20 protein-coding genes are annotated in these 19,618 nt (G+C 63.2%); 6 read left to right on the top strand and 14 right to left on the bottom strand.

All coding sequences use genetic code 11. The features are described from left to right. The first annotated feature begins 4 nt into the window (after positions 1-4). From JQK88_RS25190 to JQK88_RS25175, 4 genes are all read left to right on the top strand, one after another. A complete protein-coding gene (locus tag JQK88_RS25190; RefSeq protein ID WP_203279768.1) occupies positions 5-709 on the top strand; it encodes an ROK family protein in 705 nt (234 codons plus the stop codon). Between the two features lie 213 nt (positions 710-922). Next, complete coding sequence (locus tag JQK88_RS25185; protein ID WP_203279759.1) at positions 923-1,387, top strand: Ros/MucR family transcriptional regulator; 465 nt, start codon at positions 923-925, stop codon at positions 1,385-1,387. Positions 1,388-1,517: 130 nt separating this feature from the next. Continuing rightward, positions 1,518-2,618, top strand: coding sequence for an aminotransferase class I/II-fold pyridoxal phosphate-dependent enzyme (locus JQK88_RS25180; protein ID WP_203279750.1), 1,101 nt, complete (start codon positions 1,518-1,520; stop codon positions 2,616-2,618). Positions 2,619-2,873: 255 nt separating this feature from the next. Then, entirely contained in the window at positions 2,874-4,115 is a 1,242-nt protein-coding gene (locus JQK88_RS25175) for an MFS transporter (protein ID WP_192254797.1), read from the top strand. A gap of 42 nt (positions 4,116-4,157) precedes the next feature. Here the strand turns inward: JQK88_RS25175 and JQK88_RS25170 are convergent, their stop codons facing one another. The 8 genes from JQK88_RS25170 to hemC all read right to left on the bottom strand — a co-directional run bounded on the left by JQK88_RS25170 (position 4,158) and on the right by hemC (position 11,401). Then, a complete protein-coding gene (locus tag JQK88_RS25170; protein WP_192254795.1) occupies positions 4,158-4,793 on the bottom strand; it encodes a LolA family protein in 636 nt (211 codons plus the stop codon). Positions 4,794-4,849: 56 nt separating this feature from the next. Beyond that, the gene (locus JQK88_RS25165; RefSeq protein ID WP_112561248.1) at positions 4,850-5,113 is read right to left on the bottom strand and encodes a YMGG-like glycine zipper-containing protein; all 264 of its coding nucleotides are present in this window, start codon (positions 5,111-5,113) and stop codon (positions 4,850-4,852) included. A gap of 184 nt (positions 5,114-5,297) precedes the next feature. Further along, positions 5,298-6,014: a glutamine amidotransferase gene (locus JQK88_RS25160; protein ID WP_203279748.1), complete on the bottom strand. Its 717-nt coding sequence runs from the start codon at positions 6,012-6,014 to the stop codon at positions 5,298-5,300. A gap of 14 nt (positions 6,015-6,028) precedes the next feature. Then, positions 6,029-6,508, bottom strand: coding sequence for a tellurite resistance TerB family protein (locus tag JQK88_RS25155; RefSeq protein ID WP_203279746.1), 480 nt, complete (start codon positions 6,506-6,508; stop codon positions 6,029-6,031). Positions 6,509-6,530: 22 nt separating this feature from the next. Further along, positions 6,531-8,138, bottom strand: a complete 1,608-nt coding sequence (locus JQK88_RS25150; protein WP_203279744.1) for a heme biosynthesis protein HemY — start codon at positions 8,136-8,138, stop codon at positions 6,531-6,533. Positions 8,139-8,148: 10 nt separating this feature from the next. Further along, a complete protein-coding gene (locus JQK88_RS25145; RefSeq protein ID WP_203279743.1) occupies positions 8,149-9,654 on the bottom strand; it encodes a COG4223 family protein in 1,506 nt (501 codons plus the stop codon). Between the two features lie 114 nt (positions 9,655-9,768). After that, positions 9,769-10,476 carry a uroporphyrinogen-III synthase gene (locus JQK88_RS25140; RefSeq protein ID WP_203279741.1) on the bottom strand — a complete coding sequence of 236 codons (708 nt, stop codon included), beginning with the start codon at positions 10,474-10,476 and terminating at the stop codon, positions 9,769-9,771. 1 nt (position 10,477) lies between these two features. Further along, the gene (hemC, locus tag JQK88_RS25135; protein ID WP_203279739.1) at positions 10,478-11,401 is read right to left on the bottom strand and encodes a hydroxymethylbilane synthase; all 924 of its coding nucleotides are present in this window, start codon (positions 11,399-11,401) and stop codon (positions 10,478-10,480) included. A gap of 101 nt (positions 11,402-11,502) precedes the next feature. Here hemC and tsaD point away from each other — a divergent pair, with 101 nt between their 5' ends. After that, complete coding sequence (tsaD, locus tag JQK88_RS25130; RefSeq protein WP_203279814.1) at positions 11,503-12,588, top strand: tRNA (adenosine(37)-N6)-threonylcarbamoyltransferase complex transferase subunit TsaD; 1,086 nt, start codon at positions 11,503-11,505, stop codon at positions 12,586-12,588. Further along, positions 12,585-13,601, top strand: coding sequence for an NAD(P)H-dependent glycerol-3-phosphate dehydrogenase (locus tag JQK88_RS25125; RefSeq protein WP_192254781.1), 1,017 nt, complete (start codon positions 12,585-12,587; stop codon positions 13,599-13,601). Before tsaD ends, JQK88_RS25125 begins: the two co-directional genes overlap by 4 nt. Here JQK88_RS25125 and JQK88_RS25120 read toward each other — a convergent pair. From JQK88_RS25120 to JQK88_RS25095, 6 genes are read right to left on the bottom strand one after another with little or no spacing between them, the layout of a single operon-like run. After that, complete coding sequence (locus JQK88_RS25120) at positions 13,598-15,307, bottom strand: DUF7056 domain-containing protein (protein WP_203279738.1); 1,710 nt, start codon at positions 15,305-15,307, stop codon at positions 13,598-13,600. The genes JQK88_RS25125 and JQK88_RS25120 overlap by 4 nt on opposite strands. Beyond that, positions 15,300-16,466, bottom strand: a complete 1,167-nt coding sequence (locus JQK88_RS25115) for a glycosyltransferase family 4 protein (protein ID WP_203279737.1) — start codon at positions 16,464-16,466, stop codon at positions 15,300-15,302. The genes JQK88_RS25120 and JQK88_RS25115 overlap by 8 nt, the downstream gene beginning before the upstream one ends. Beyond that, complete coding sequence (locus tag JQK88_RS25110) at positions 16,463-17,131, bottom strand: methyltransferase domain-containing protein (RefSeq protein WP_203279736.1); 669 nt, start codon at positions 17,129-17,131, stop codon at positions 16,463-16,465. Before JQK88_RS25110 ends, JQK88_RS25115 begins: the two co-directional genes overlap by 4 nt. Beyond that, positions 17,128-17,520 carry a GtrA family protein gene (locus JQK88_RS25105; RefSeq protein WP_142867275.1) on the bottom strand — a complete coding sequence of 131 codons (393 nt, stop codon included), beginning with the start codon at positions 17,518-17,520 and terminating at the stop codon, positions 17,128-17,130. Before JQK88_RS25105 ends, JQK88_RS25110 begins: the two co-directional genes overlap by 4 nt. Then, on the bottom strand, positions 17,517-18,206 hold the full coding sequence (locus JQK88_RS25100) for a class I SAM-dependent methyltransferase (RefSeq protein WP_376740451.1): 690 nt from the start codon (positions 18,204-18,206) through the stop codon (positions 17,517-17,519). Before JQK88_RS25100 ends, JQK88_RS25105 begins: the two co-directional genes overlap by 4 nt. 9 nt (positions 18,207-18,215) lie before the next feature. Next, positions 18,216-19,469 (bottom strand): glycosyltransferase family 2 protein, encoded by a 1,254-nt coding sequence (locus tag JQK88_RS25095; RefSeq protein ID WP_246750030.1) that lies wholly within the window; start codon positions 19,467-19,469, stop codon positions 18,216-18,218. Between the last annotated feature and the right edge of the window lie 149 nt (positions 19,470-19,618).

Raw genomic sequence — 19,618 nt, 5'->3', positions numbered from 1 at the left:
CGACATGGCCAAGGCAGCCAAGCCCGCGACGGCCGGGGCCGAACCGATCGTGCTGACGATCGATGTCGGCGGCTCGCATGTAAAAATCCTCACCAGCGCCGGCGGCGAACCGCGCCGCGCCGATTCCGGACCGGACCTGACGCCGCAGCAGATGGTCGCCACGGTGAAGACGCTGGCCGAAGGGCTGGCCTATGATGTGATCTCGATGGGTTATCCCGGCCCTGTCAGGAACAACAAACCGTCGCTCGATCCCGCCAATCTCGGCAAGGGCTGGGATGGCTATGACTTCGCAGCCGCCTTCGGCAAGCCGGTCAAGGTCGTCAACGATGCGCTGCTGCAGGCGATTGGTAGCTACGATCGCGGACGCATGCTGTTTCTCGGCCTCGGCACCGGCCTCGGTGCGGCGATGATCCTCGACAATGTCGGCCAGCCAATGGAACTGGCGCATCTGCCCTACCGCAAGGGCCGCAGTTTCGAGGACTATATCGGCGAGCGCGGCCTGGAGAAATACGGCAAGAAGAAATGGCGCAAATACGTCTTCGACGTCGTCGAGCGGCTGCGTGCGGCCCTGCAGCCGGACTACATCGTCATCGGCGGCGGCAATGTCGACAGACTGGATGAATTGCCCGCCAAATCCAGGCGCGGCGACAATACGCGCGCCTTCGAGGGTGGCTTTCGACTATGGCGCGACCGGGCGCTGATCGTCTGATAGTATTGAGATTCAGTATAGTTGTTCAAAATAACGTGTGACGCGACACGAAGTCATTGCGTTACGCAGGTTTGGCGATTAGAGCGATTGCACCGGATGGAATCATCTGGCGCAACCGTACAAATGCGGCAAGACAAATGACTAGAGCGGATTTCCGGCTCCGCAGGGACAGCTCTGGAAGTTTCCGCCACCCCCTAGCGACGGAGAGATAAATTGGCCGACGACAGCAACGACTCTGACAAGGACATCGACCTGCTCGAACTAACCGCCCATATCGTGTCCGCTTACGTCGAGAAGAATCGCCTGCCCGTTGCCGGCCTGAGCGATCTCATCGCCAGCGTTGCGGCATCGATCGGCGGGCTCAGCCAACCGCCGGCTCCGGTGGCGCCGCCGCAAATCCCCGCCGTCAATCCCAAGCGGTCGGTGACGGCGGACTACATCATCTGCCTCGAAGACGGCAAGAAATTCAAATCGCTGAAGCGCCATCTCGGCGTCCATTTCAACCTGACGCCGGAAGCCTACCGCACCAAATGGGGCCTGCCGGCCGATTATCCGATGGTTGCCCCCAACTACGCGGCGTCGCGCTCCGAGCTGGCCAAGTCGATTGGCCTCGGCCGCAAGGCCGACGCGGCCGCGCCGGCCAAAGCCAAGGGTCGCAAGGCCAAAGTCCCGGCCTGATCATCGGGTCTCGGCGCTGAGCCAACAGTTTGGATGACTGGAACAGAAGCCTGCCGGCAAATGAGCCTTGGCAGGCTTCGTGCTTTTATGGCTTGTACCTCTGAAATGTCAGGACTTTGGGGGAGCGGCCATGAACTACGCCAGAATGGTGATCGAGAAAGAGGCGCCGGAGGAATACGGCTACGACCGCATTCGGTTCAATCTCTCGGAAAGCTCGATCGCCGATCAAAAACTCTCCGACATCGGCCTGTCGCTGCCGGACCTCACTTTGTTCTATGGCGAGCATCGTGGTGACAAGGAGCTGCGGGCGCTGATCGCGGCGCAGGACAAAGGCATCTCCGCCGACGATATACTGGTCACGGCCGGTGCGGCCGGCGCGCTGTTCATCATCTCGACCTCGCTTTTGTCCGAGCGCGACCACCTCGTCGTCGTCCGGCCGAACTACGCCACCAACATCGAGACCCCGAAGGCGATCGGCTGCGCCATCTCCTGTGTCGACCTCGACTTCGACAGAGGTTTTGCCATCGATGTCGGCCGCGTCGCGGCCCAACTGCAACCGAACACCAGGCTGATCAGCGTCACCTGCCCGCACAACCCGACCGGGACGATGATGGGCCGGGCCGATCTCGATGCGCTGATTGCGCTCGCCGAAGCGAGCGGCTGCCATCTGCTGGTCGACGAGACCTATCGCGACCTCACCTACGGACAGCGCCTGCCGGCGGCGGCCTCTCTCAGCCCCAAGGCGATCAGCGTCTCGTCACTGTCGAAAGCCTTCGGCATTCCCGGTATTCGCATCGGCTGGCTGATCACCAGCGATGCCGAGCTGCAGGAGCGCTTCCTCGCCGCCAAGGAGCAGATCGGCATTTGCGGCAGCGTCATCGACGAAGGCATTGCGCGTGGCATGCTGGAGCGCCGCGACGCCTTCCTGGCCGCACTGCTGCCCGAAATGGGCAAGCGCCGCGACATCGTCCAGGCCTGGATCGACCGCGAACCCCTGGTCGACTGGGTGCGGCCGCAAGGGGGCGTCGTCGGCTTTCCCAGGGTGAATGTCGGCTCCGACTTCGACCTCGACCGTTTCTACGTCAATCTGCTGGAAAGCCACGGCACCTATGTCGGCCCGGGCCACTGGTTCGACATGCCGAAGCGGTTTTTCCGCATCGGCTTCGGCTGGCCGAAAGAGGCCGAATTGCAAGGCGGCCTCGACGCCATCTCGGCTGCGCTGAGGCAGTAACTTCGCCGTGCAATCGGGCGGATTGAACGAAAAACTCTTGATCCAGGCCCGATTATAACGCATACGCGCCCCGAACTTTCTCATTGGCCGGAACAGCGCCCATCTCTGGGAAGTGCCCCGCCGGCATCGCATCGGCCCGAAAATCGGTTTCGATTTTCGGAAAAGCACTGATGCGAAATCTAAAGTGCTGGAGCGCGCTTTGTGCGTCCAAGTGGACGCACGTTGCTCCAGTGCCATCGCAACGGGGCCATATCCATGACATCCCATTCCCAGACATCGCCGGACCAGCGCTACGCCGCTTTCCGCCACCGCTCCTTCCTGAGCTATTGGGCGGCGCGTTTCCTCACCACTTTCGCCACCATGATCGTGTCCGTCGCCGTCGGCTGGCAGATCTATGATTTGACGCGCAATCCCTTCGATCTCGGCATTGTCGGCATCGTACAGTTCCTGCCGTCGCTGTTGCTGGTGCTGGTCACCGGTGTCGTCGCCGACCGTTTTGGGCGCCGCCTGATCATGGCGCTGGCGACCGTGACCGAGGCGGGCTGTGCGCTTGTTCTGTTGTATTTCACGCTGCGCGGCCTCGTCAGTCCGCTGCCTATCTTCGTCGTGCTGGCGCTGTTCGGCATGGCGCGCGCCTTTTACGGCCCTGCCTCGTCGTCGCTGTTCGCGAATCTGGTGCCGCCGGAGGATTTCGGCAATGCGATCGCCTGGAACTCGTCGGCCTGGCAGACGGCAACCATTGTCGGCCCGGTCGCCGGCGGCCTGCTCTATGGCGTCTCCGCCGAAGCCGCTTATGCCGTCGCCTCGGTGCTGATGCTGGTGGCTGGCCTGCTGATCTTCACCATTCCCAAGCCGGCCCAGCAAAGCGCCACCGACAAGCCGACGATGGAAACTTTGTTTGCCGGCTTCCGCTACATCTGGAGCGAGAAGATCGTGCTCGGCGCCATCTCGCTCGACCTCTTCGCCGTGCTCCTGTCCGGCGCCTCGGCGCTGCTGCCGGTCTATGCCCGCGATATTCTCGAGCTCGGTCCCTGGGGCCTCGGCCTGCTGCGCTCGGCGCCCGGCATCGGCGCCATCTGCGTTGCGGTCTGGCTGGCCGGGCACCCGCTGCGCGACAATGCCGGCAAGATCATGCTCGGCTTCGTGGCAGGCTTTGGCGCGTTCACCGTGCTGTTCGGCGTTTCCACCATCACCTGGCTGTCGATCCTGGCCCTTGCCGGCCTCGGCGCCACCGACATGTTCAGCGTCTATATCAGAGAAACGCTGATCCAGCTGTGGACCCCGGACGAGGTGCGCGGCCGCGTCAACGCCGTCAACCAGGTCTTCGTCGGCGCCTCCAACGAAGTCGGCGAATTCCGCGCCGGCACCATGGCGGCGCTGATCGGCACCGTGCCGGCAGTGGTGATCGGCGGCGTCGGCGCGATTGCCGTCGCTGGTCTATGGGCGGTGCTGTTTCCGCAGCTGCGCAGGGTGCGGCATCTGAACAGCCGCAACTGATTGAACGCGCCGGCTTCCACGGTCAGTTCGTCGCGCTGCCGACTATTTCGATTTGGTGTTGAATTCACGGTTTGCCGCATAGTCGATGGTGAAGGTACCCGCAGGAGCGCGAACGCCCTTCTTCACGTTGGATATTGTGACTGTCGTGGTAAGGCCTCTTTCGTCAGTGAGGCTCCATCTGCGTAGATCGAGCGACTCCCTGTCAAACACCATAATGATATTCGAATTGCCGAAGACCGACTTGTCGGCCAGCTTGACGATCACTTGGGCGCCATCGTCTCTGATGCTTTTGAGGCGATTGCCGGAAAAGTTGACCTGGTTGTCGAGGAGCAGCTTAAGCGGCGTCTTCGAGAGAGCATAAAGCCGCGATGTCTTGAGCTTCTTGTTATAGACCACCAAGGATTTTCCATCTGCAATTACGCTGATCCCTGATTGGCCTGCATAGGTGAAGCGAATCTTGCCCGGCCGCTGGAGAAAAAATTTCCCTTTGGTCCTTTCCGCTCTTGGGCCCGACTGGACAAAGTCCCCGGACATGGACTTTACCGATGAGAAGTGATCGGCAATCGTCTTCGCTTCTACAGGCGCGGCCGAGATCGCGGTCGTAAGTTCGACGTTTATCGCGACAGCGCTGACAACGGCAAACCAGAAAGCCAGCAGTCTTTTGATTCTATATGCCATTCAGTTATCCTACCCCGGGCAGGCGCGTGATCTAAAGAGATCACGCGCCTTTGAGATCAGTAGCCGTCCGGGCACCGTGCAACGTACACTCGACCGTACTGATCGCGATATCTGCACTGGCCGGCTTCGCTGGCGTGCCCGATGACCGCCCCGGCTAGCGCTCCGACCGCCCCGCCAACAACCGCCCCCTTCACCGGGTCGCCGGCCACTGCTGCGCCTACAGCTGCGCCACCCAAGCCACCGACGGCAGCGCCTTGTTCGGTGCGGGAGCATGCCGCGAGCGGAACGAGTAGACTCAAAATGAGCAGCGTCTTCTTCATTGGTTCTCTCCTGAGGCTTGTTAGCCGAAAGCTTAAATGCGCCACGGAGTTTTTCGATCCATCGACCCAGGCGACGGAACCCTCGCAACGTTTGCACCCGCGGGCTGCGCTCGCCTTTTCACGCCTCGGCGGACGTAAGTCTTCTTGGGTCAAGTTCGGCCGTTCAGAGTAATTGGATTTTACTCTATCCCTCGGTAGGCTTGCCGAAGATCACGCCCAGAAATTCGCTAAGCCAGCGCTTGAGGTGCATGTCCCAGATCAGCCGGCCGCCGAGATGGTCGCGGCCGGGCTGGGCGCCGGGCAGTTCGAAACGATGCGCGCCGCGCACCACCCAGCGCTGCATCATCATCCTGGTCAGCTCGCCATGGAACTGGATGCCCCAGGCATTGTCGCCATAGCGGAAGGCCTGGTTGGGATAGGTTTCGGCGGTCGCCAGCAGCGTCGCATCCCTGGGCAGCGAAAAGCCTTCGCGGTGGAACTGGTAGACCATGTCGGGCCAGTGCATCAGCTTTTTGCCGGCTTCGGTCGGCATCAGCGGATACCAGCCGATCTCGACCAGTCCTTCACCATGACCCTCGACCTTGCCGCCGAGATGGTTGGCCAGCATCTGTGCCCCAAGACAGATGCCGAGGAAGGGCCGGTTCTCGCGCAGCGGCACATTCAGCCAGTTGGTCTCGCGGCGGACGAACTCATCCTCGTCATTGGCGCTCATCGGCCCGCCGAACACCACGGCGCCGGCATGCCCGTCCAGCGTTTCCGGCAGGCCGTCGCCGAGCGGCGGTCGACGGATGTCGAGATCGAAACCTTCCTCGAGCAGCATGTGGCCGACCCGGCCGGGGCTCGAAGTCTCCTGATGCAGCACGATCAGGATTTTCGGTTTCGAGCTCGGTCTTGGCGGCATGGAGAGCTGGGATCCTATTCGTCGCTCGACGTTCCGCTGGCCCCAGGCGCGGCGGCGGCCGCCTTGCGGCGCGCCTCGACGCGGTCGTGGCGCTCGACGCCGATCAGTTCGGCGACGCGCCAGACCGTGTTGTCTTCCAACTCATGCAGTTCGCCGTCGGCATAGACGATCTCCCACATCAGGCCGATGAAGGCCTTGCGCGCATCAGCATCGAGATGGCGTTTCAAGACGCTGGTAAAGGCATAGAGGTCGATCGCCTCATTGTCGGCGCGCTCGCCGGCGGCAGCCAGCGCATCGAGTTCATCGCCGCTGATCGAATAGCTCTCACCCAACACCTGCTTGAACCGCTCCCACTCGACATCCTGGCGCACGCCGTCGGCATTCATCACATGATAGAGCAGCGCAGACGCGGCAACGCGCGGATCGTCCGCATTGGCGCGAGCACCGGCCCCGGAAGGAAGGTCTTTCAGAAAGGACAGGACGCGTTCGAACATGGTGCTCACATCAGGTCAGAGGTCAAAACAGGCGGAACCGGCGCGGTGATTTTTCCGCTTCGTCGTCAGGGTCGACGCCGGGGTCGTCGGGCAGCCGGATAACCTCCTCGGCCGGCTCGACCGCTTCTGCATCCGAAGGCACGGCAGCAAAGGCGGCGGCGGTGACCGGCGTGACATGGTCGTCGCCCATCACAGACTTCGGCTCAATCGGCGCCTCGCTGATCGTCCTGGCGATGGCCGGATGATCGATCACCTCGGCTTCCTTTGCCGGCTTGGCCGGTGCCGCAAGCACCGGCACCTCGGCTGCCGGCACGTCCTCATGGCTGTCGATGAGCTGGCCGAGCCGTTCCATCGGTGCGCGCCAGGTGAAGGCGTCGAGCTTGCCGCTGACCGGCGACACCGGCGCCCAGCGTTCGGAGACGACGCCGTCGGCAACCCAGGCCGGATCGCGCGGCGCCCGGACTGCCTTGGACAGCAATTGCCGGATCTTGCCCTGGTCGCCGGTCTCGGCCTCCTCGATATCGGCCAGGAGCAGGTAAGCGCCTTCCCGACGATCCATGCGCAGGGCGGCCTCGGCCTCGCGGCGGGCGGTGGAAAAGTCCTGCGCGTCGAGCGCGGCGCGCGCCACCGTCATCGACGATTCGGCGTTGTTGCGCTTCAGCTCCTGCAGCTTTTTCGCCCGGTTGAGGCGGTCGACCACCGCATCGCCCGGCCTTGCATGCGTGTAGAGCTCGGCGATCTCCGGATGCGGCTCGGCTTTCCAGGCTGCCTCGAGTATCTTGGAGCCTTTGCGGACGTCATTCTGCTTGAACAGAAGATTGGCCGCCGCAACCGCGGCCGGTGCGAAATCGGGCGCCAGCTTGTTGGCCTCGACCGCCGCTGTCTTGGCCGCGTTGGGATCGCTGTCGGTCAGCGCCTGCGCCTTGGCGGTCAACAGCACGGCGCGGCGGCGATTGGCGGCGTCGCGTTCGATCTGCCGCGTCGACTTCTGCGCCTCGACCAGCTTCAGCGCGCCGTCCCAGTCGCCGCGCCCGGTCAGGTCTTCGAGTGTCGATTCCGCGGCCCAGGCCAGTTGCGGCGCCACGGCAGCGGCGCGGCCGGCATAGTGGCGCGCCGCGTTGCGGTCGCCCAGCCGCTCGGCTTCGAGATAGAGCCCGCGCAGGCCGAGCAGCCGCATTTCGGGATCGTCGAGCATCGCCTCGAATTTCTCGCGCGCGCCCTCATGGTCGCCTTCGAGCAGCGAGGCCTGCGCTTCGAGCAGATGGATCAGCGGTTCCTGGTCGGAGCGGATCAATTTGGCCGCTTCCTTTGTCTTCTTGCGCGCCAGCGCGCCATCGCCGGCGCCGGCAGCGATCATGCCGGTCGACAGCGCCTGGTAGCCGCGGTCGCGGCGGCGCACGCGGAAATAGCGCGAGATCGTATAGGGGCTGTTCCACAGGGCCTTGATCAGCCACCAGACGATCATCACTGCTGCGACGACGGCAACGATCGCAACCGCCGCCACCATCAGACTGACCTGATACTGATAGCCGTTGAAGGTGACGACCATCTCGCCGGGACGGTCGGCCAGCCAGGCAAAGCCCAGGCCGAGCGCGAAGACGGCGGCGAGAAAGGTGAGAATGCGGATCATCGTGTCGTCCTCATGCCTTCATCGCGCCTGCAATCAGCGCGTCGATCTGTGTCTCGACCTCAATGCGCGCCTTCAGTTTGCCGGCAAAGTCGGCGCCCGCCGCCTTGACCGCGTCCGGTAGCGTCGCATACTCGCTTAGCGCCTTGGCGTAGTCGCCCTGGTTGACCGCCACCTCCATGCGCGCCACGGTTTCGGGCGCGCCGGCGCCTTCGACGGCGCCGATCGGACGCACCTTGACCAGCGATTCGGCGCTCGACAAAAGGTTCTGGAAGAAGCCGGCATTTTCGTCGACCGGCGTCGCCGCGGCGATCATCGCATTGGCCGCCGCATCGGCCTCGCCAGCGATCTCGGTGCGGGTCGGGACGCCCTTCTCGGCATAGGGACGCAACGCCGCAATCTGCGGCGCATCGGGCGAGATCGCTGCGAAGGTTTCCAGCTCGGCGGCGAATGGCGCGCCGCGGTCGAGCGCCGCCTTCAGCGCCGAAGCGGCGATGGCCATAGCGATCTTCGGCTGGGAGGCCTGTGACTCGACCTTGCCGGAGAGCTGCGTCACCGACTGTTCCAGTGCGGCGAGCCGGCCCTCCTGCGCCTTGGCCGCCTCGCCGGCCGATTTCACCAGGGCGTCCAGGCTCGAAAGCTTTTCGTTGAGCGGGCCGAGATCGACCGGGCCGCCGGCCTGGCCGAGGGCCGCGACCGCCGTCTCGATCTGCTTGACCTTGTCGCCAAGTGCTGCAAGCCCGGCATTGTCGCCGGCGCCGCCTTGTTCGACCGCCGATTTCAGCGCTGCGACATCGGCCTTCACCTGATCCAGAGCCGATGACAGCCCGTCCACCTTGGCCGTCGCGGCACCACTGCCGCTGGCTTCCCTGAGGTCGGCGATTTCGCTCTTCAGCGAGGCGATCTCGCCATTGACGCCGTCGAGGGAGACCGTGCCACCGCCCGACCCCGGAGCGCCGAGCACGCCGGCAAACTGCAGCCCGCCGGCGGCGGCCAGCGCGATGACACCACCAATGATGCCGGCGGCAATGCCGTTGGAACGCTTCGGCTGCGCGGCCATGGGCTGGTTCCTCACCTCGGCGGCTTTTGGTGTTTCCTGGGGCTCACCCGATTTGGGCGAGGCATCCTCGAAACTGTAGTCGGAGGTCCTGGCGTGCGACGGCGCGTCCGAGGCGGCGGGATAAGGCCTTTCCGGCTCGCCGGACACCTTGGCACCGGTGCTCTCCGGCGCGGCCTGCGCCGCGGCGTCGGAATGTTCCCACGGCTCGAGATCAGCTTGGTCAGCATGAACCGGCTCGTCAGGCGTCTCCGGCTGTGCATCGGTCGTGGCAGCCGCCTCCTCGTGCATGACCGAATCGGCCGAGGTCTCGGTCGCGTCGGGGCTAGGGGATGCCGCCACATCGCCATCCGCCTTGGCGGCATCCGCATCGACGATGCGCGAGACGGCGCCGGGTTCGAGCTCGATGGTCACCGGCTCGCGGCGGCCTTTCGAATGTCGCATCTTCGGCGTCTTGACCATGCCTGGGCTCCGCAAATCCTGCTTCGTCTCAACGCCTGACGGCGCGTGATGGTTTAAAAAATGGTCTAGCACATCACCAAGCGGTGAAAAGGGGCGGCGTGATGACACGGGGGGTCAGGGGCCCGCACGCAACAGCTCAAGCAACGCCTCTTCCTGCGGTTCCCGGGCAATGCGGATTTTTTTGCCGGCGGCATTGCCGAACGCAGCGGCTATGCGCTCGGACAGGGCAAAAATCCGCGCCTTTCCAAGGAGATCGCCCAATTCCGCCCGCTTGGCCAAGGCCTGCAACGCTGCCGCCGCCTTGGCCGAATAGAGCAGCACCGCATCAACCGCCTGACCGGACAGGCGCGCACGGATTTCATCATCGGAATAGTCCAGTGAGACAGTGTCGTAGGTTTCGATGGCGCGGACGTCGACGCCGGCCTGCCGCAGCCGCGTCTCGAAAGCCGGAAACCGCACGCGTCCCGTGAGATAGATGATCGCCTTGCCGGAAAGGCCGGCGGCAATCGTATCGGCCAGTTTCTCGGCATCGCCGGGCCCTTCGCTGACCGACAGAAATCCCGCCGCGCGCGCCGCTTCAGCGGTCCTTGCGCCAACGGCATGGCAAGGCAAGGCGGCGAGCGCGGCGATAAGTTCTCCCGGCGCATGGCGCACGGCATTGGCGCTCGTAACCGCGACGGCATCGCCGGCAACCGCAGCGACGCCAACCGGCAGCGCTACCGTTTCGGTCAATGGCAACAGGATCGGCTCAAATCCCAATTCTTGTAGCCGCCGCATGGTGCGCGATGCCCCGGGTTGCGGCCGCGTCACCAGGACACGCATCTCAGACCCAGCCGTCGAAGAAGTTTTCGCCGGCCTTGGCCCGCACCGTCCTGGCGGCGTCCGTGCCGATACGGGCGGCATCCTGCGCCGGACCCTCGGCCTTAACCTCATGCGACTGCGTGCCGTCGGGCGAAATGATCAGCCCGGCGAAGGTCAGCTTGCCGTCCGCTATCGTGGCATAGCCGGCGATCGGTGTGCGGCAGGAGCCGTCGAGTGCCGCCAGGAAGGCGCGCTCGCAGGCCAGCGCTTGGCCCGTCGGCACATCATGGATGGCGGTCAGCATCTGTTCCACAACGCCGTCGCCGATGCGGGTCTCGATGCCGATTGCGCCTTGTCCCGGCGCCGGCGGAAAAGCGTCGAGCGGCATCAAATCGGTGACGACATGGCCGAGCCCGAGCCGTTTCAGCCCGGCATGCGCGAGGATGGTGCCTTCGGCGACGCCTTCCTCCAGCTTGCGCAGCCTGGTCTGCACATTGCCGCGGAACATCACCACGTCGAGGTCCGGCCGCATGCGCCGGATCAGCGCCTGGCGCCGCAGCGAGGACGAGCCGACCTTGGCGCCTTGCGGCAGGTCGATGATCCGCTTCGCAGCCTTGCCGATAAAGGCATCGCGCGCATCCTCGCGCGGCAGGAAAGCCGAGAGTTCGAGCCCGCCCGGCAGCACCGTCGGCATATCCTTGGAGGAATGCACGGCGATGTCGATCGCGCCGGCCAGCAGCGCCTCTTCGATCTCCTTGGTGAACAGGCCCTTGCCGCCGGCTTCCGACAGCGGCCGGTCCTGGATGCGGTCGCCGCTGGTCGAGATGACGACCACCTCGAACGCTTCCGCCGGCATGCCATGCGCTGCCATCAGCCGCGCCTGCGTCTCATGCGCCTGGGCGAGGGCCAGCGGGCTGCCGCGTGTTCCGATTTTCAAAGTTTGCATGGCGCGCGGTCCGTGATAACCCCCGGCTGGCTTTGCGTTTCCGGCACTCCCTCTAACGAGGAACGGCCGGCGACACAATCTCTGGAGACAGCGACGAATTGATTCGCGTTCTGGGCATTGAGACGAGTTGCGACGAGACCGCCGCCAGCGTGGTGACGCTGGATGGCGCCACCGCGCCGGTGATTGCGTCCAACATCGTGCTCAGCCAGATCGAGGAACATGCCGCCTTTGGCGGCGTCGTGCCGGAGATCGCCGCGCGTGCCCATGTCGAGGCGCTGGACGGCATCGTCGAGGCCGCCCTTGCCGATTCGGGCACAGCACTTGCCGACATAGACGCCATTGCCGCCACTGCCGGCCCTGGCTTGGTCGGCGGGCTGATCGTCGGCCTGATGACGGCCAAGGCAATTGCGGCTGCGGCCGGCAAGCCGCTGATCGCCATTAACCACCTCGAAGGCCATGCATTGACCGCAAGGCTGACCGACGGGCTCGACTTTCCCTATCTGCTGCTGCTGGTCTCCGGCGGCCACACGCAAATCGTCGCCGTGCGCGGCGTCGGCGACTACCAGCGCTGGGCGACGACCATCGACGACGCACTCGGCGAAGCTTTCGACAAGACGGCGAAAATGCTCGGCCTGCCCTATCCCGGCGGCCCGAATGTCGAGAAGGCGGCAGCAACGGGCGATGCGACCCGCTTTGCCTTTCCACGGCCGATGAAAGGCTCGGCGCAGCCCGATTTCTCCTTCTCCGGTTTGAAGACCGCCGTACGCCAGGCGGCAACCGCCATCCAGCCGCTGAGCGAGCAAGATGTCGCCGACATCTGCGCCTCGTTCCAGGCGGCGGTGGCTGAAGCGCTGGGCGACCGCGTTGCCCGTGCGCTGGCCCGCTTCCGGCAGGAATTTCCGGACAAGGCCATGCCCTCGTTGGTCGTTGCCGGCGGCGTCGCCGCCAATCGCACGATCAAGGCGACGTTGCACAAGCTGTGCGCCGAGGCCGGCTTTGCCTTCGTCGCACCGCCACTGAAACTGTGCACCGACAATGCGGCGATGATCGCCTGGGCCGGCATCGAACGGCTGCGGGCTGGGTTGTCGCAAGAGAACGGTTTCGATTTCGTGCCGCGTTCGCGCTGGCCGCTGGATAGCATTTCGGCGCCGATGGTCGGCTCCGGCCGGCGTGGAGCGAAAGCATGACCGGCAGCAAGACAAGCGACAGGGACAAGACCGGCTGGCGCGTCGCCGTGCTCGGAGGCGGCGCCTGGGGCACTGCGCTGGCGCTGGCCATGCTGCGCGCCGGCCATGATGTCCGGCTCTATGCCCGTGATGAAGAAACGGTCGCCGCCATTCACCGCGGTGAGAACCCGCGCTATCTCCCCGGCATCGCCATCGAGCCCGGCATCGCGGCGACGAGCGATATCGGCGCTGCGCTGACTGACGCCGATTGCGTGCTGGCCGTGGCGCCGGCGCAAGCGCTGCGCGCCATGCTGACGACGACAAAGCCCCATATGCCGAAAGGCATTCCGCTGGTTCTTTGCGCCAAGGGCATTGAGCGCGACACCGGCGCCCTGTTGTCGGCAATCGTCGCGGACATTTTGCCGGAAACCCCGGTCGCAGCCTTGTCCGGCCCAAGCTTCGCCGCCGATGTCGCCAGGGGCCTGCCGACCGCCGTCGTGGTCGCCGCTCGTGATGACGCCCTGGCGGCCGCGCTTGCCGCCCGCTTTTCGGCGGAAAACCTGCGCTGCTATTCCAGCGACGATTTGATCGGCGTCGAGATCGGCGGCGCGCTGAAGAATGTCTTTGCCATCGCCGCCGGTGCCGTCACCGGCGCCGGGCTCGGCGCCAGCGCGCAGGCCGCCATGGTGACGCGCGGTTTCGTCGAATTGCGCCGCATCGGCGCGTCCTTCGGTGCAAAACCGGAGACGCTGATGGGGCTTTCCGGCCTCGGCGATTTGCTGCTGACCTGCTCGTCCGCCCAGTCGCGTAATTTTGCCTACGGCTTGGCCCTGGGACAAGGCAGACCCTTGGCCGGCCTGCCGCTCGCCGAAGGCGTGCCGACAGCGGCGATCGCTGCCCGCATCGCCGCCGAGCGCGACATCGACGCGCCGATCATTACTGCGGTGTCGGCGATACTGGATGGCACGATCACCATACGGCAGGCCGTGTCCGCCCTGATGACGCGGCCGCTGAAGACCGAAGCTGATATCTAATTGTATACACCTCGGAACAACTCGGCATTGTCCTCACCGGCGACGATGAGGTTTTCGTAGTCACCTTCCGGAAGCAGCAGTGCCTCGGCCGGACCGCTGCGCAGAACAACGTCGCTGACACCGGCTTCCAACGACAAAGGCAAGGAACGCGGGGTGCCATTAATCTCGACCTTGCCATCTGCTGGCTGCCCGTTCGTCGTATACAGGTTGTACCGTCCAGGGACCGGCACCTTGAAAACGTCCGGACGACCGGAGCGAAGGCGACGACCGGCCATTCTGATGTTGGGAGCGATCTGGACGTAGCTGTCGCGGATAAGAGGGGCGATCACAGGATCGATCATATCCATGCGATATGACCAGATAATCACCTTTGGCGGAGTGTTCGAGAGGATTTTGTACGCTTCCGATTCGCTGCCTTCGTGCAACGTTTTCAAGATATAGTACTGGTCGAGCCAGAGGGTGGAGGGCTCCGGTCGATTGGGCAGCATTCCGATGCCGTCGAAATAGAACTCGGCCGGTTCGACCATCGCCTCGGCGCGGGCGATCAGCGCAAGCTGCGCCGGATTGTCGATACGCAGATAGAGTACGTTGCTGATGTAGCTGATCGCTCCGGCAATCACGAGCAACGCCCGCGCAAAACGCATGGGCAATGCATCAGCCGCATTGCGATCGAGCACTCCAAGCGACCACAGTGCCATGAATGGCAAGGCCATGATGAAGACATAAGGCCAGGGCTGATCATGAACAAAAACCAGGGCCGTGATGACGGCGGTGAACGTCAGCGCAATCCGCTGTCGCTCTTCCAACGCTCCGATGCGTAGCAACCCAAGAACGATTCCGCCGAAGCAGAATGCATAGAGAATTGCGTTGTGAACGAGCGTCTGGAGCACAAAACGTCGCAAGCCGCCATATTCGACACCGCCGCGGCTCGCGACTTCAACTGGGCCGAATATCAGGCCTCGGACGATCGGGAGCGGGTCGGCGCCGCCAAATACGACGCAATACGCGGCGATGGGCACAATCCAGCCCAGCACCAAGGCTGCGCCACGCTTGATCCCGGCTCCGTATTGTCGTGCAATGAAAGCGTTGACGAGCAATCCCATGCCCAGCGCGACATTGAAATAGATGGATTTCTGGGTCGTCAGGAAGGCGAGGCCGCTAAGGATGCCAGCGAAGACAATCCGTCTCGCGCTTGCCGAATTCCCGCTGATGACCACCAACAGCGCCGCGACCGCGAAGAACAGCGCCAGCGGTTCCGAGATCGTGCGGAAAATTCGTTCCATAACGTTGGAAAAGCACAGCAGGATAAGGACAATCGCCAAGGCACGCGGCCTGTCCTGGCCGAGCGCGTGCGCGCATGCATAAATCATAGCGATGGTCGCGCAGGCGAGCAGCGCCATCTGGAAGCGCCCCACGATCATAATGGAGGCCGCATCCCAGCCAATGAGATTGGCCAGCTTACAAAAAATCGTGAAACCTACCGCCTTGGCCGGTTGGACAGTGTCAAACAGGCCGTTCCCGAGATATTTCGCGTAACCGAGCTGGCCGAACTCATCCATGACGAACCGGCTGCGATAGGCCAGCGCGAAGAGAAGGATGATCTTAAGGGCGATCAGAACGCTCAGGCCGATTGTGGCCGGGCGTTCGGCAATACCGAAAAAGTCCTTGTTGCTGATGTCGGTTTTCACGGCGGACCGGTCATTCATCGGCAACGTTCCCTTGCCGGTTCTCTGTCGGTGCCACCGCTTGGCTATTGCACGCCAAGGCGATCACTCTGCGGGCCATCCTTTCCCAATCGTAGTGCGCCAGGGCATGGGCAGCCATCGCATCACGTTCGGCTGCAGTCAGGGCAAGACCATCGATCGCGTCAGCACAGCGACGCGCTGACCCTTGGGGATCTCTAAGGTCGATGTTCACACCACGCAGCCAGACCGCTGCATCGGGGTCGGCAAGGTGGACCGGAGCGCCGCAGATCACCGGGAGGCCGCAGGCCATCGCCTCTTGTATGACAAGCGGATACCCTTCACCGACGCTTGGCAGCAGCAAGAGATCTGCCGTGCGATAGAGGTCCGCCAACTCCATGGGCGTCCGAGTGCCCAGGTCACGAACATTGCCAAGTCCCCAGGCGCTGGGTCTGATCGAGCCGGCGCCCGCCAGCGAAAATTCGAGATCGGGTCGCAAGGTCGCCAGCGCGCGGATCACCGACAGTCCCTTTTTCTCGACGTAACGGCCAACGAAAAGAACGCGACGTCCTCGCGCCGGAGAGCCCCCATCGCCGGTCTTGTCCCGCGACGGATGGAAAAGGCTGTGGTCAACCCCGTTGAAAAGCAGCCTGTAAGAGTGCCGCGCGGGCGTTCCCAGCAACTCATGGCGCACCGTGTCACTGATAAAGACGCGAGCATCCGCCGCCCTTAGCATAGGCCGCGTCACGAGACGGTTTGCGAGCGCCATCGCGAAGCGCAGGATACGCGAAGAGAACGGAACGCTGGCAATGTGTTGAACAAGCACTGTTCGCTTGCGGTAAATTTTGGCCGCCACCATTGCCAGGATCGACGTAGCGTAGAGCGCATCATGCATCACCACCGAATCACTGCCGCGCACTGCGCGCGCCAATTCCGCTATTCCTCGCATACGAGGTATGGGCATCGGCAGGCCGTTGCGTTTTTCCATCGGCTGAAGGCAGGCAATCGGCACCGCATCCACTTTTCCCTCGGGCGGCAGGTCGGCATCGCTTGCAGCCCAGGACGCTTCGATGCCGTTATCCGCGAACCGGCGGCAAAGATGCCCGGCGACGCGCTCTATGCCGCCGCCATGCGTCTCGAAGAAGTGGCTTACCGTCAAAATCCGCAAGGGCTTGCCCGTCAAACCCGCTCCAGACGGAGCGTAATCTCAAGGCGGTTCGGAAACAGCCATCCGTAGAGGCCTTTGCGATATCGCAACGGCGCCCCGCGTGCGGCTATGCGATAGCCGCTCTCGGCGGCGAGCCTCTCCCACTCGGCACGATCAAGGTAACGCGCCCATACCATTCCGCCGAACGGGATGTTTCCAATGGCGTCCATTGCCATGAGGCGTAGACGATCCACCGCATGCAGGCTTTCATGGTCCTTGATATAGAGCGGTCCATCCACCACCCGCCGGATCTCTTTGAGAAGCGCTGCTCGCGCCGCAAGCGGCACGTGATGCATGACGTTGTTGAGCGTTGCCGCGTCGAACGCATCGTCCCTGAAGGGCAACGTCTTGCCGTCATACAGGCGTGTGGACACGCTTAGCGAAGGGCAGAAACGGTCGACAAGATCCACCGTTTGTATTTCTTCCAGCGGAAACAGCTCATACATGGCTTGCGCAATTACGCCTGTACCGCCACCGACATCCAGCAGCCTGCGATGATCGCCAGCCCACACTTGACGCAAGCTGTCGAGCATCGTGGCTTGATAGAACGGCACTTTGCTCCGGTACATGGCGAGATGGCGCGACATGATACCCTGCAGGAGGTGCGGATCGATGGAGGGCATCGTCATCTGGAAATTCATGGGTTTCTGACGGATGTGGATTTTGGCGCGCCGATCGCCCAGCGGCTGAGCGCAAAGTTGATCGCCAGCATGCAGATCGACGCAAGCGGCGCCGCGACAGGCATCGCCAGACCTGTCCAGTCGCGCCAGAACCAGGTGAAGATGAACGCCAGCGGAACGTTGGCCGACATCGCCAGCAGATATCTTGCAAAGCCGGGCAGAGCCAAGGGCTGGCGGAACGTGAAAACGCCATGCAGGGCGTAGCCGGTTGCCGCTACAATCCCGAAGGACAACAGGACCGCCAGCCATAAAGGCGATCCAGCACGGTCCGAAAGAATCATCACCGCGTTGTGAAGCGCGAGACACAGCGCCGCCACAACGACGTAAGTGGAAGGCGCACGCATGTTCATGCGATCGCCTTATGTGCCCGAACGAGGAATACGCACCCATTGTCGTCGCGTATCGACGCTGGCGTGATGGCGTCTTCCAGCAGCGCGCGCAGGTTCATGAGCACGGCCAGCAGCGACGCGAAAGCGCCCCCAAAAACAGGGATGCGGCGCAGGAAGAAGGCAAAGCCTGTCAGACGGATCAGCGTGGTCGTGGCCAGCGGGCCGGCGATAGCCTTGACGTCCTCGACAACCAGGCCGCGATCCCCAAGATCGGCAATCAGGCCTGTTCGTGTCCAGCGGCGATGATCTTCCGGGTGAGGATGATACAGCCAGGTGCCATGCGTGGATAACAACAGAACACCGTCATCGCGCAGCAGCCGGCTGATTTCGGCGCAATAAGCGTCGAGGTCGCGTACATGTTCCAGGACCTGGACTGAGAGGACCGCGCCCGCGGCGCCATCGGCAAGCGGCACCCGGCCACGCTCATCGATCCGCAGCGATCCGCCATCGTCGATATCCGCGCCACGATAGTCGATCCGCATCTCCCGCATCATCCGGGCATAGGGCATGTCTCCGCAACCCAGATCGACCATCAGTGTTTCCGGCCTGACATGGGCGCGTGCCTGCTCCTTGAGCAGCCTGGCGAGCCCGCGCAGTATCAGCCAGTCGGTATCCCAGATACGCGGAGAAGCCCTGCTTGCTTTCATGTTGCGAGCTTACCTACGCACAAGCCGGCGAAACTCGGAAAGAAGCGGATCGCCAAGACTATCAAGCAGCAGCTTCAGCACGAAACCGGACAGTGTCATCAGCACGCCGGCCACGCACGCAGTGCTGCTGGTGAATATGAGGTGCACGGACTGCTGCATCGGTTCATCGACAAGCAACCACTGGAGAGCGAGGAGCAGATTTACCGCGAACCCTCCGGCAAAGATCAAGACACCTCCGCCAACCAGCCATTCCAGCGGGCGCCCTCGTTTGAGCCAGGGGACGACGCGTCCTTTCTGAACCGGGTGATAGATGGCGATGGCCACTTTGGCCAACATGCCCAGCAGTGTCGCGGACAGTCCGATGAGCGTTGACATGGACGCAAGCGCGACAAAATGGATGCCGAAATAATGCCCGTTAAACTGAATCGGGCCGGCCGAAAGCAAAGCCAAGCCTACAGTACCCGTCACCAGCAGGGTAAGGCCAGGTATAAGGTATAGCGTGTCCGGTGCATGAGCGATGATGAGCCGCAAATGGCGCCAGCCGTCGCGGAAGGAACGCAGATGCGGCGCGCGGTCGCGCTTGTCGGGATGGAGCTTGATCGGCACTTCTCGAATGTCGAGTCCGGCGCGATGCGCATTGATGATCATTTCCGAGGCGAATTCCATTCCCGTCGAGCGTGCGCCGATTTTCTGAAATGCCTCTCGAGTGAAGCCGCGCATGCCGCAATGGAAGTCGCGGATCGGAGATTTGTGCAGCCAGCGAGCGATGGTGGACAGGACGGGATTGCCCAGGTAGCGATGCAGTAGCGGCATGGCGCCCGGCTCGATACCGCCGGCGAACCGATTGCCCATGACAAAGTCCGCACCCAATTCCAACCCATCGATGAAATCGCCCAATTGGCTCCAGTCGTAGGAATCATCGGCATCGGCCATGATGAGGTATTTGCCTTCGGCCGCTTCAACTGCAGCGCTGATTGCCGCGCCATAGCCCTTTACCGGCTGATGGACGACCCGCGCTCCCAGCTTTTGCGCAATCTCCACCGACTTGTCCGTGGAGCCATTGTCGCCGACGACGACTTCCCCCTTGATACCGCGTCTGGAGAAGGCATCGAGGGCTTTGCGGATGCAGATGCCGATCGTCAATTCTTCGTTCAGGCAAGGAATGATTGCCGAGACGAGGACACGCTCGGTCTCCATGCTGGCCGCGGAAGCAGGCGTGGCGTCGTCGATCCGAATTGTCGTGCTGTGCGCGATGCTCTCCATTGCGTCCTCTATTCAGGCGTTCTGGAAGAACCAGCCCATCCTCACAATTGACCCGCTGGAGTGTTGCGTATCGAAAATTGATTATTTTTGAATTTACGAAATATCAGTCCCCTCTTTCATAAGCGGCACTGGTAAACGCCACACGCTAT

Origin of the sequence: Mesorhizobium caraganae, from assembly GCF_016836705.1 — a bacterium.
Lineage (GTDB): Bacteria > Pseudomonadota > Alphaproteobacteria > Rhizobiales > Rhizobiaceae > Mesorhizobium > Mesorhizobium caraganae.
This window is presented reverse-complemented; position numbering and strand designations above follow the sequence as displayed.

Coding starts and splice junctions, on each gene's coding strand:
- JQK88_RS25165 (WP_112561248.1), bottom strand. CDS start 5,113: ATGAAGAAGACGCTGCTCATTTTGAGTCTACTCGTTCCGCTCGCGGCA.
- JQK88_RS25190 (WP_203279768.1), top strand. CDS start 5: ATGGCCAAGGCAGCCAAGCCCGCGACGGCCGGGGCCGAACCGATCGTG.
- JQK88_RS25110 (WP_203279736.1), bottom strand. CDS start 17,131: ATGAATTTCCAGATGACGATGCCCTCCATCGATCCGCACCTCCTGCAG.
- JQK88_RS25150 (WP_203279744.1), bottom strand. CDS start 8,138: ATGATCCGCATTCTCACCTTTCTCGCCGCCGTCTTCGCGCTCGGCCTG.
- JQK88_RS25160 (WP_203279748.1), bottom strand. CDS start 6,014: ATGCCGCCAAGACCGAGCTCGAAACCGAAAATCCTGATCGTGCTGCAT.
- JQK88_RS25125 (WP_192254781.1), top strand. CDS start 12,585: ATGACCGGCAGCAAGACAAGCGACAGGGACAAGACCGGCTGGCGCGTC.
- JQK88_RS25175 (WP_192254797.1), top strand. CDS start 2,874: ATGACATCCCATTCCCAGACATCGCCGGACCAGCGCTACGCCGCTTTC.
- JQK88_RS25170 (WP_192254795.1), bottom strand. CDS start 4,793: ATGGCATATAGAATCAAAAGACTGCTGGCTTTCTGGTTTGCCGTTGTC.
- JQK88_RS25155 (WP_203279746.1), bottom strand. CDS start 6,508: ATGTTCGAACGCGTCCTGTCCTTTCTGAAAGACCTTCCTTCCGGGGCC.
- JQK88_RS25140 (WP_203279741.1), bottom strand. CDS start 10,476: ATGCGTGTCCTGGTGACGCGGCCGCAACCCGGGGCATCGCGCACCATG.
- JQK88_RS25145 (WP_203279743.1), bottom strand. CDS start 9,654: ATGGTCAAGACGCCGAAGATGCGACATTCGAAAGGCCGCCGCGAGCCG.
- JQK88_RS25120 (WP_203279738.1), bottom strand. CDS start 15,307: ATGAATGACCGGTCCGCCGTGAAAACCGACATCAGCAACAAGGACTTT.
- JQK88_RS25095 (WP_246750030.1), bottom strand. CDS start 19,469: ATGGAGAGCATCGCGCACAGCACGACAATTCGGATCGACGACGCCACG.
- JQK88_RS25180 (WP_203279750.1), top strand. CDS start 1,518: ATGAACTACGCCAGAATGGTGATCGAGAAAGAGGCGCCGGAGGAATAC.
- JQK88_RS25105 (WP_142867275.1), bottom strand. CDS start 17,520: ATGAACATGCGTGCGCCTTCCACTTACGTCGTTGTGGCGGCGCTGTGT.
- hemC (WP_203279739.1), bottom strand. CDS start 11,401: ATGCAAACTTTGAAAATCGGAACACGCGGCAGCCCGCTGGCCCTCGCC.
- JQK88_RS25100 (WP_376740451.1), bottom strand. CDS start 18,206: ATGAAAGCAAGCAGGGCTTCTCCGCGTATCTGGGATACCGACTGGCTG.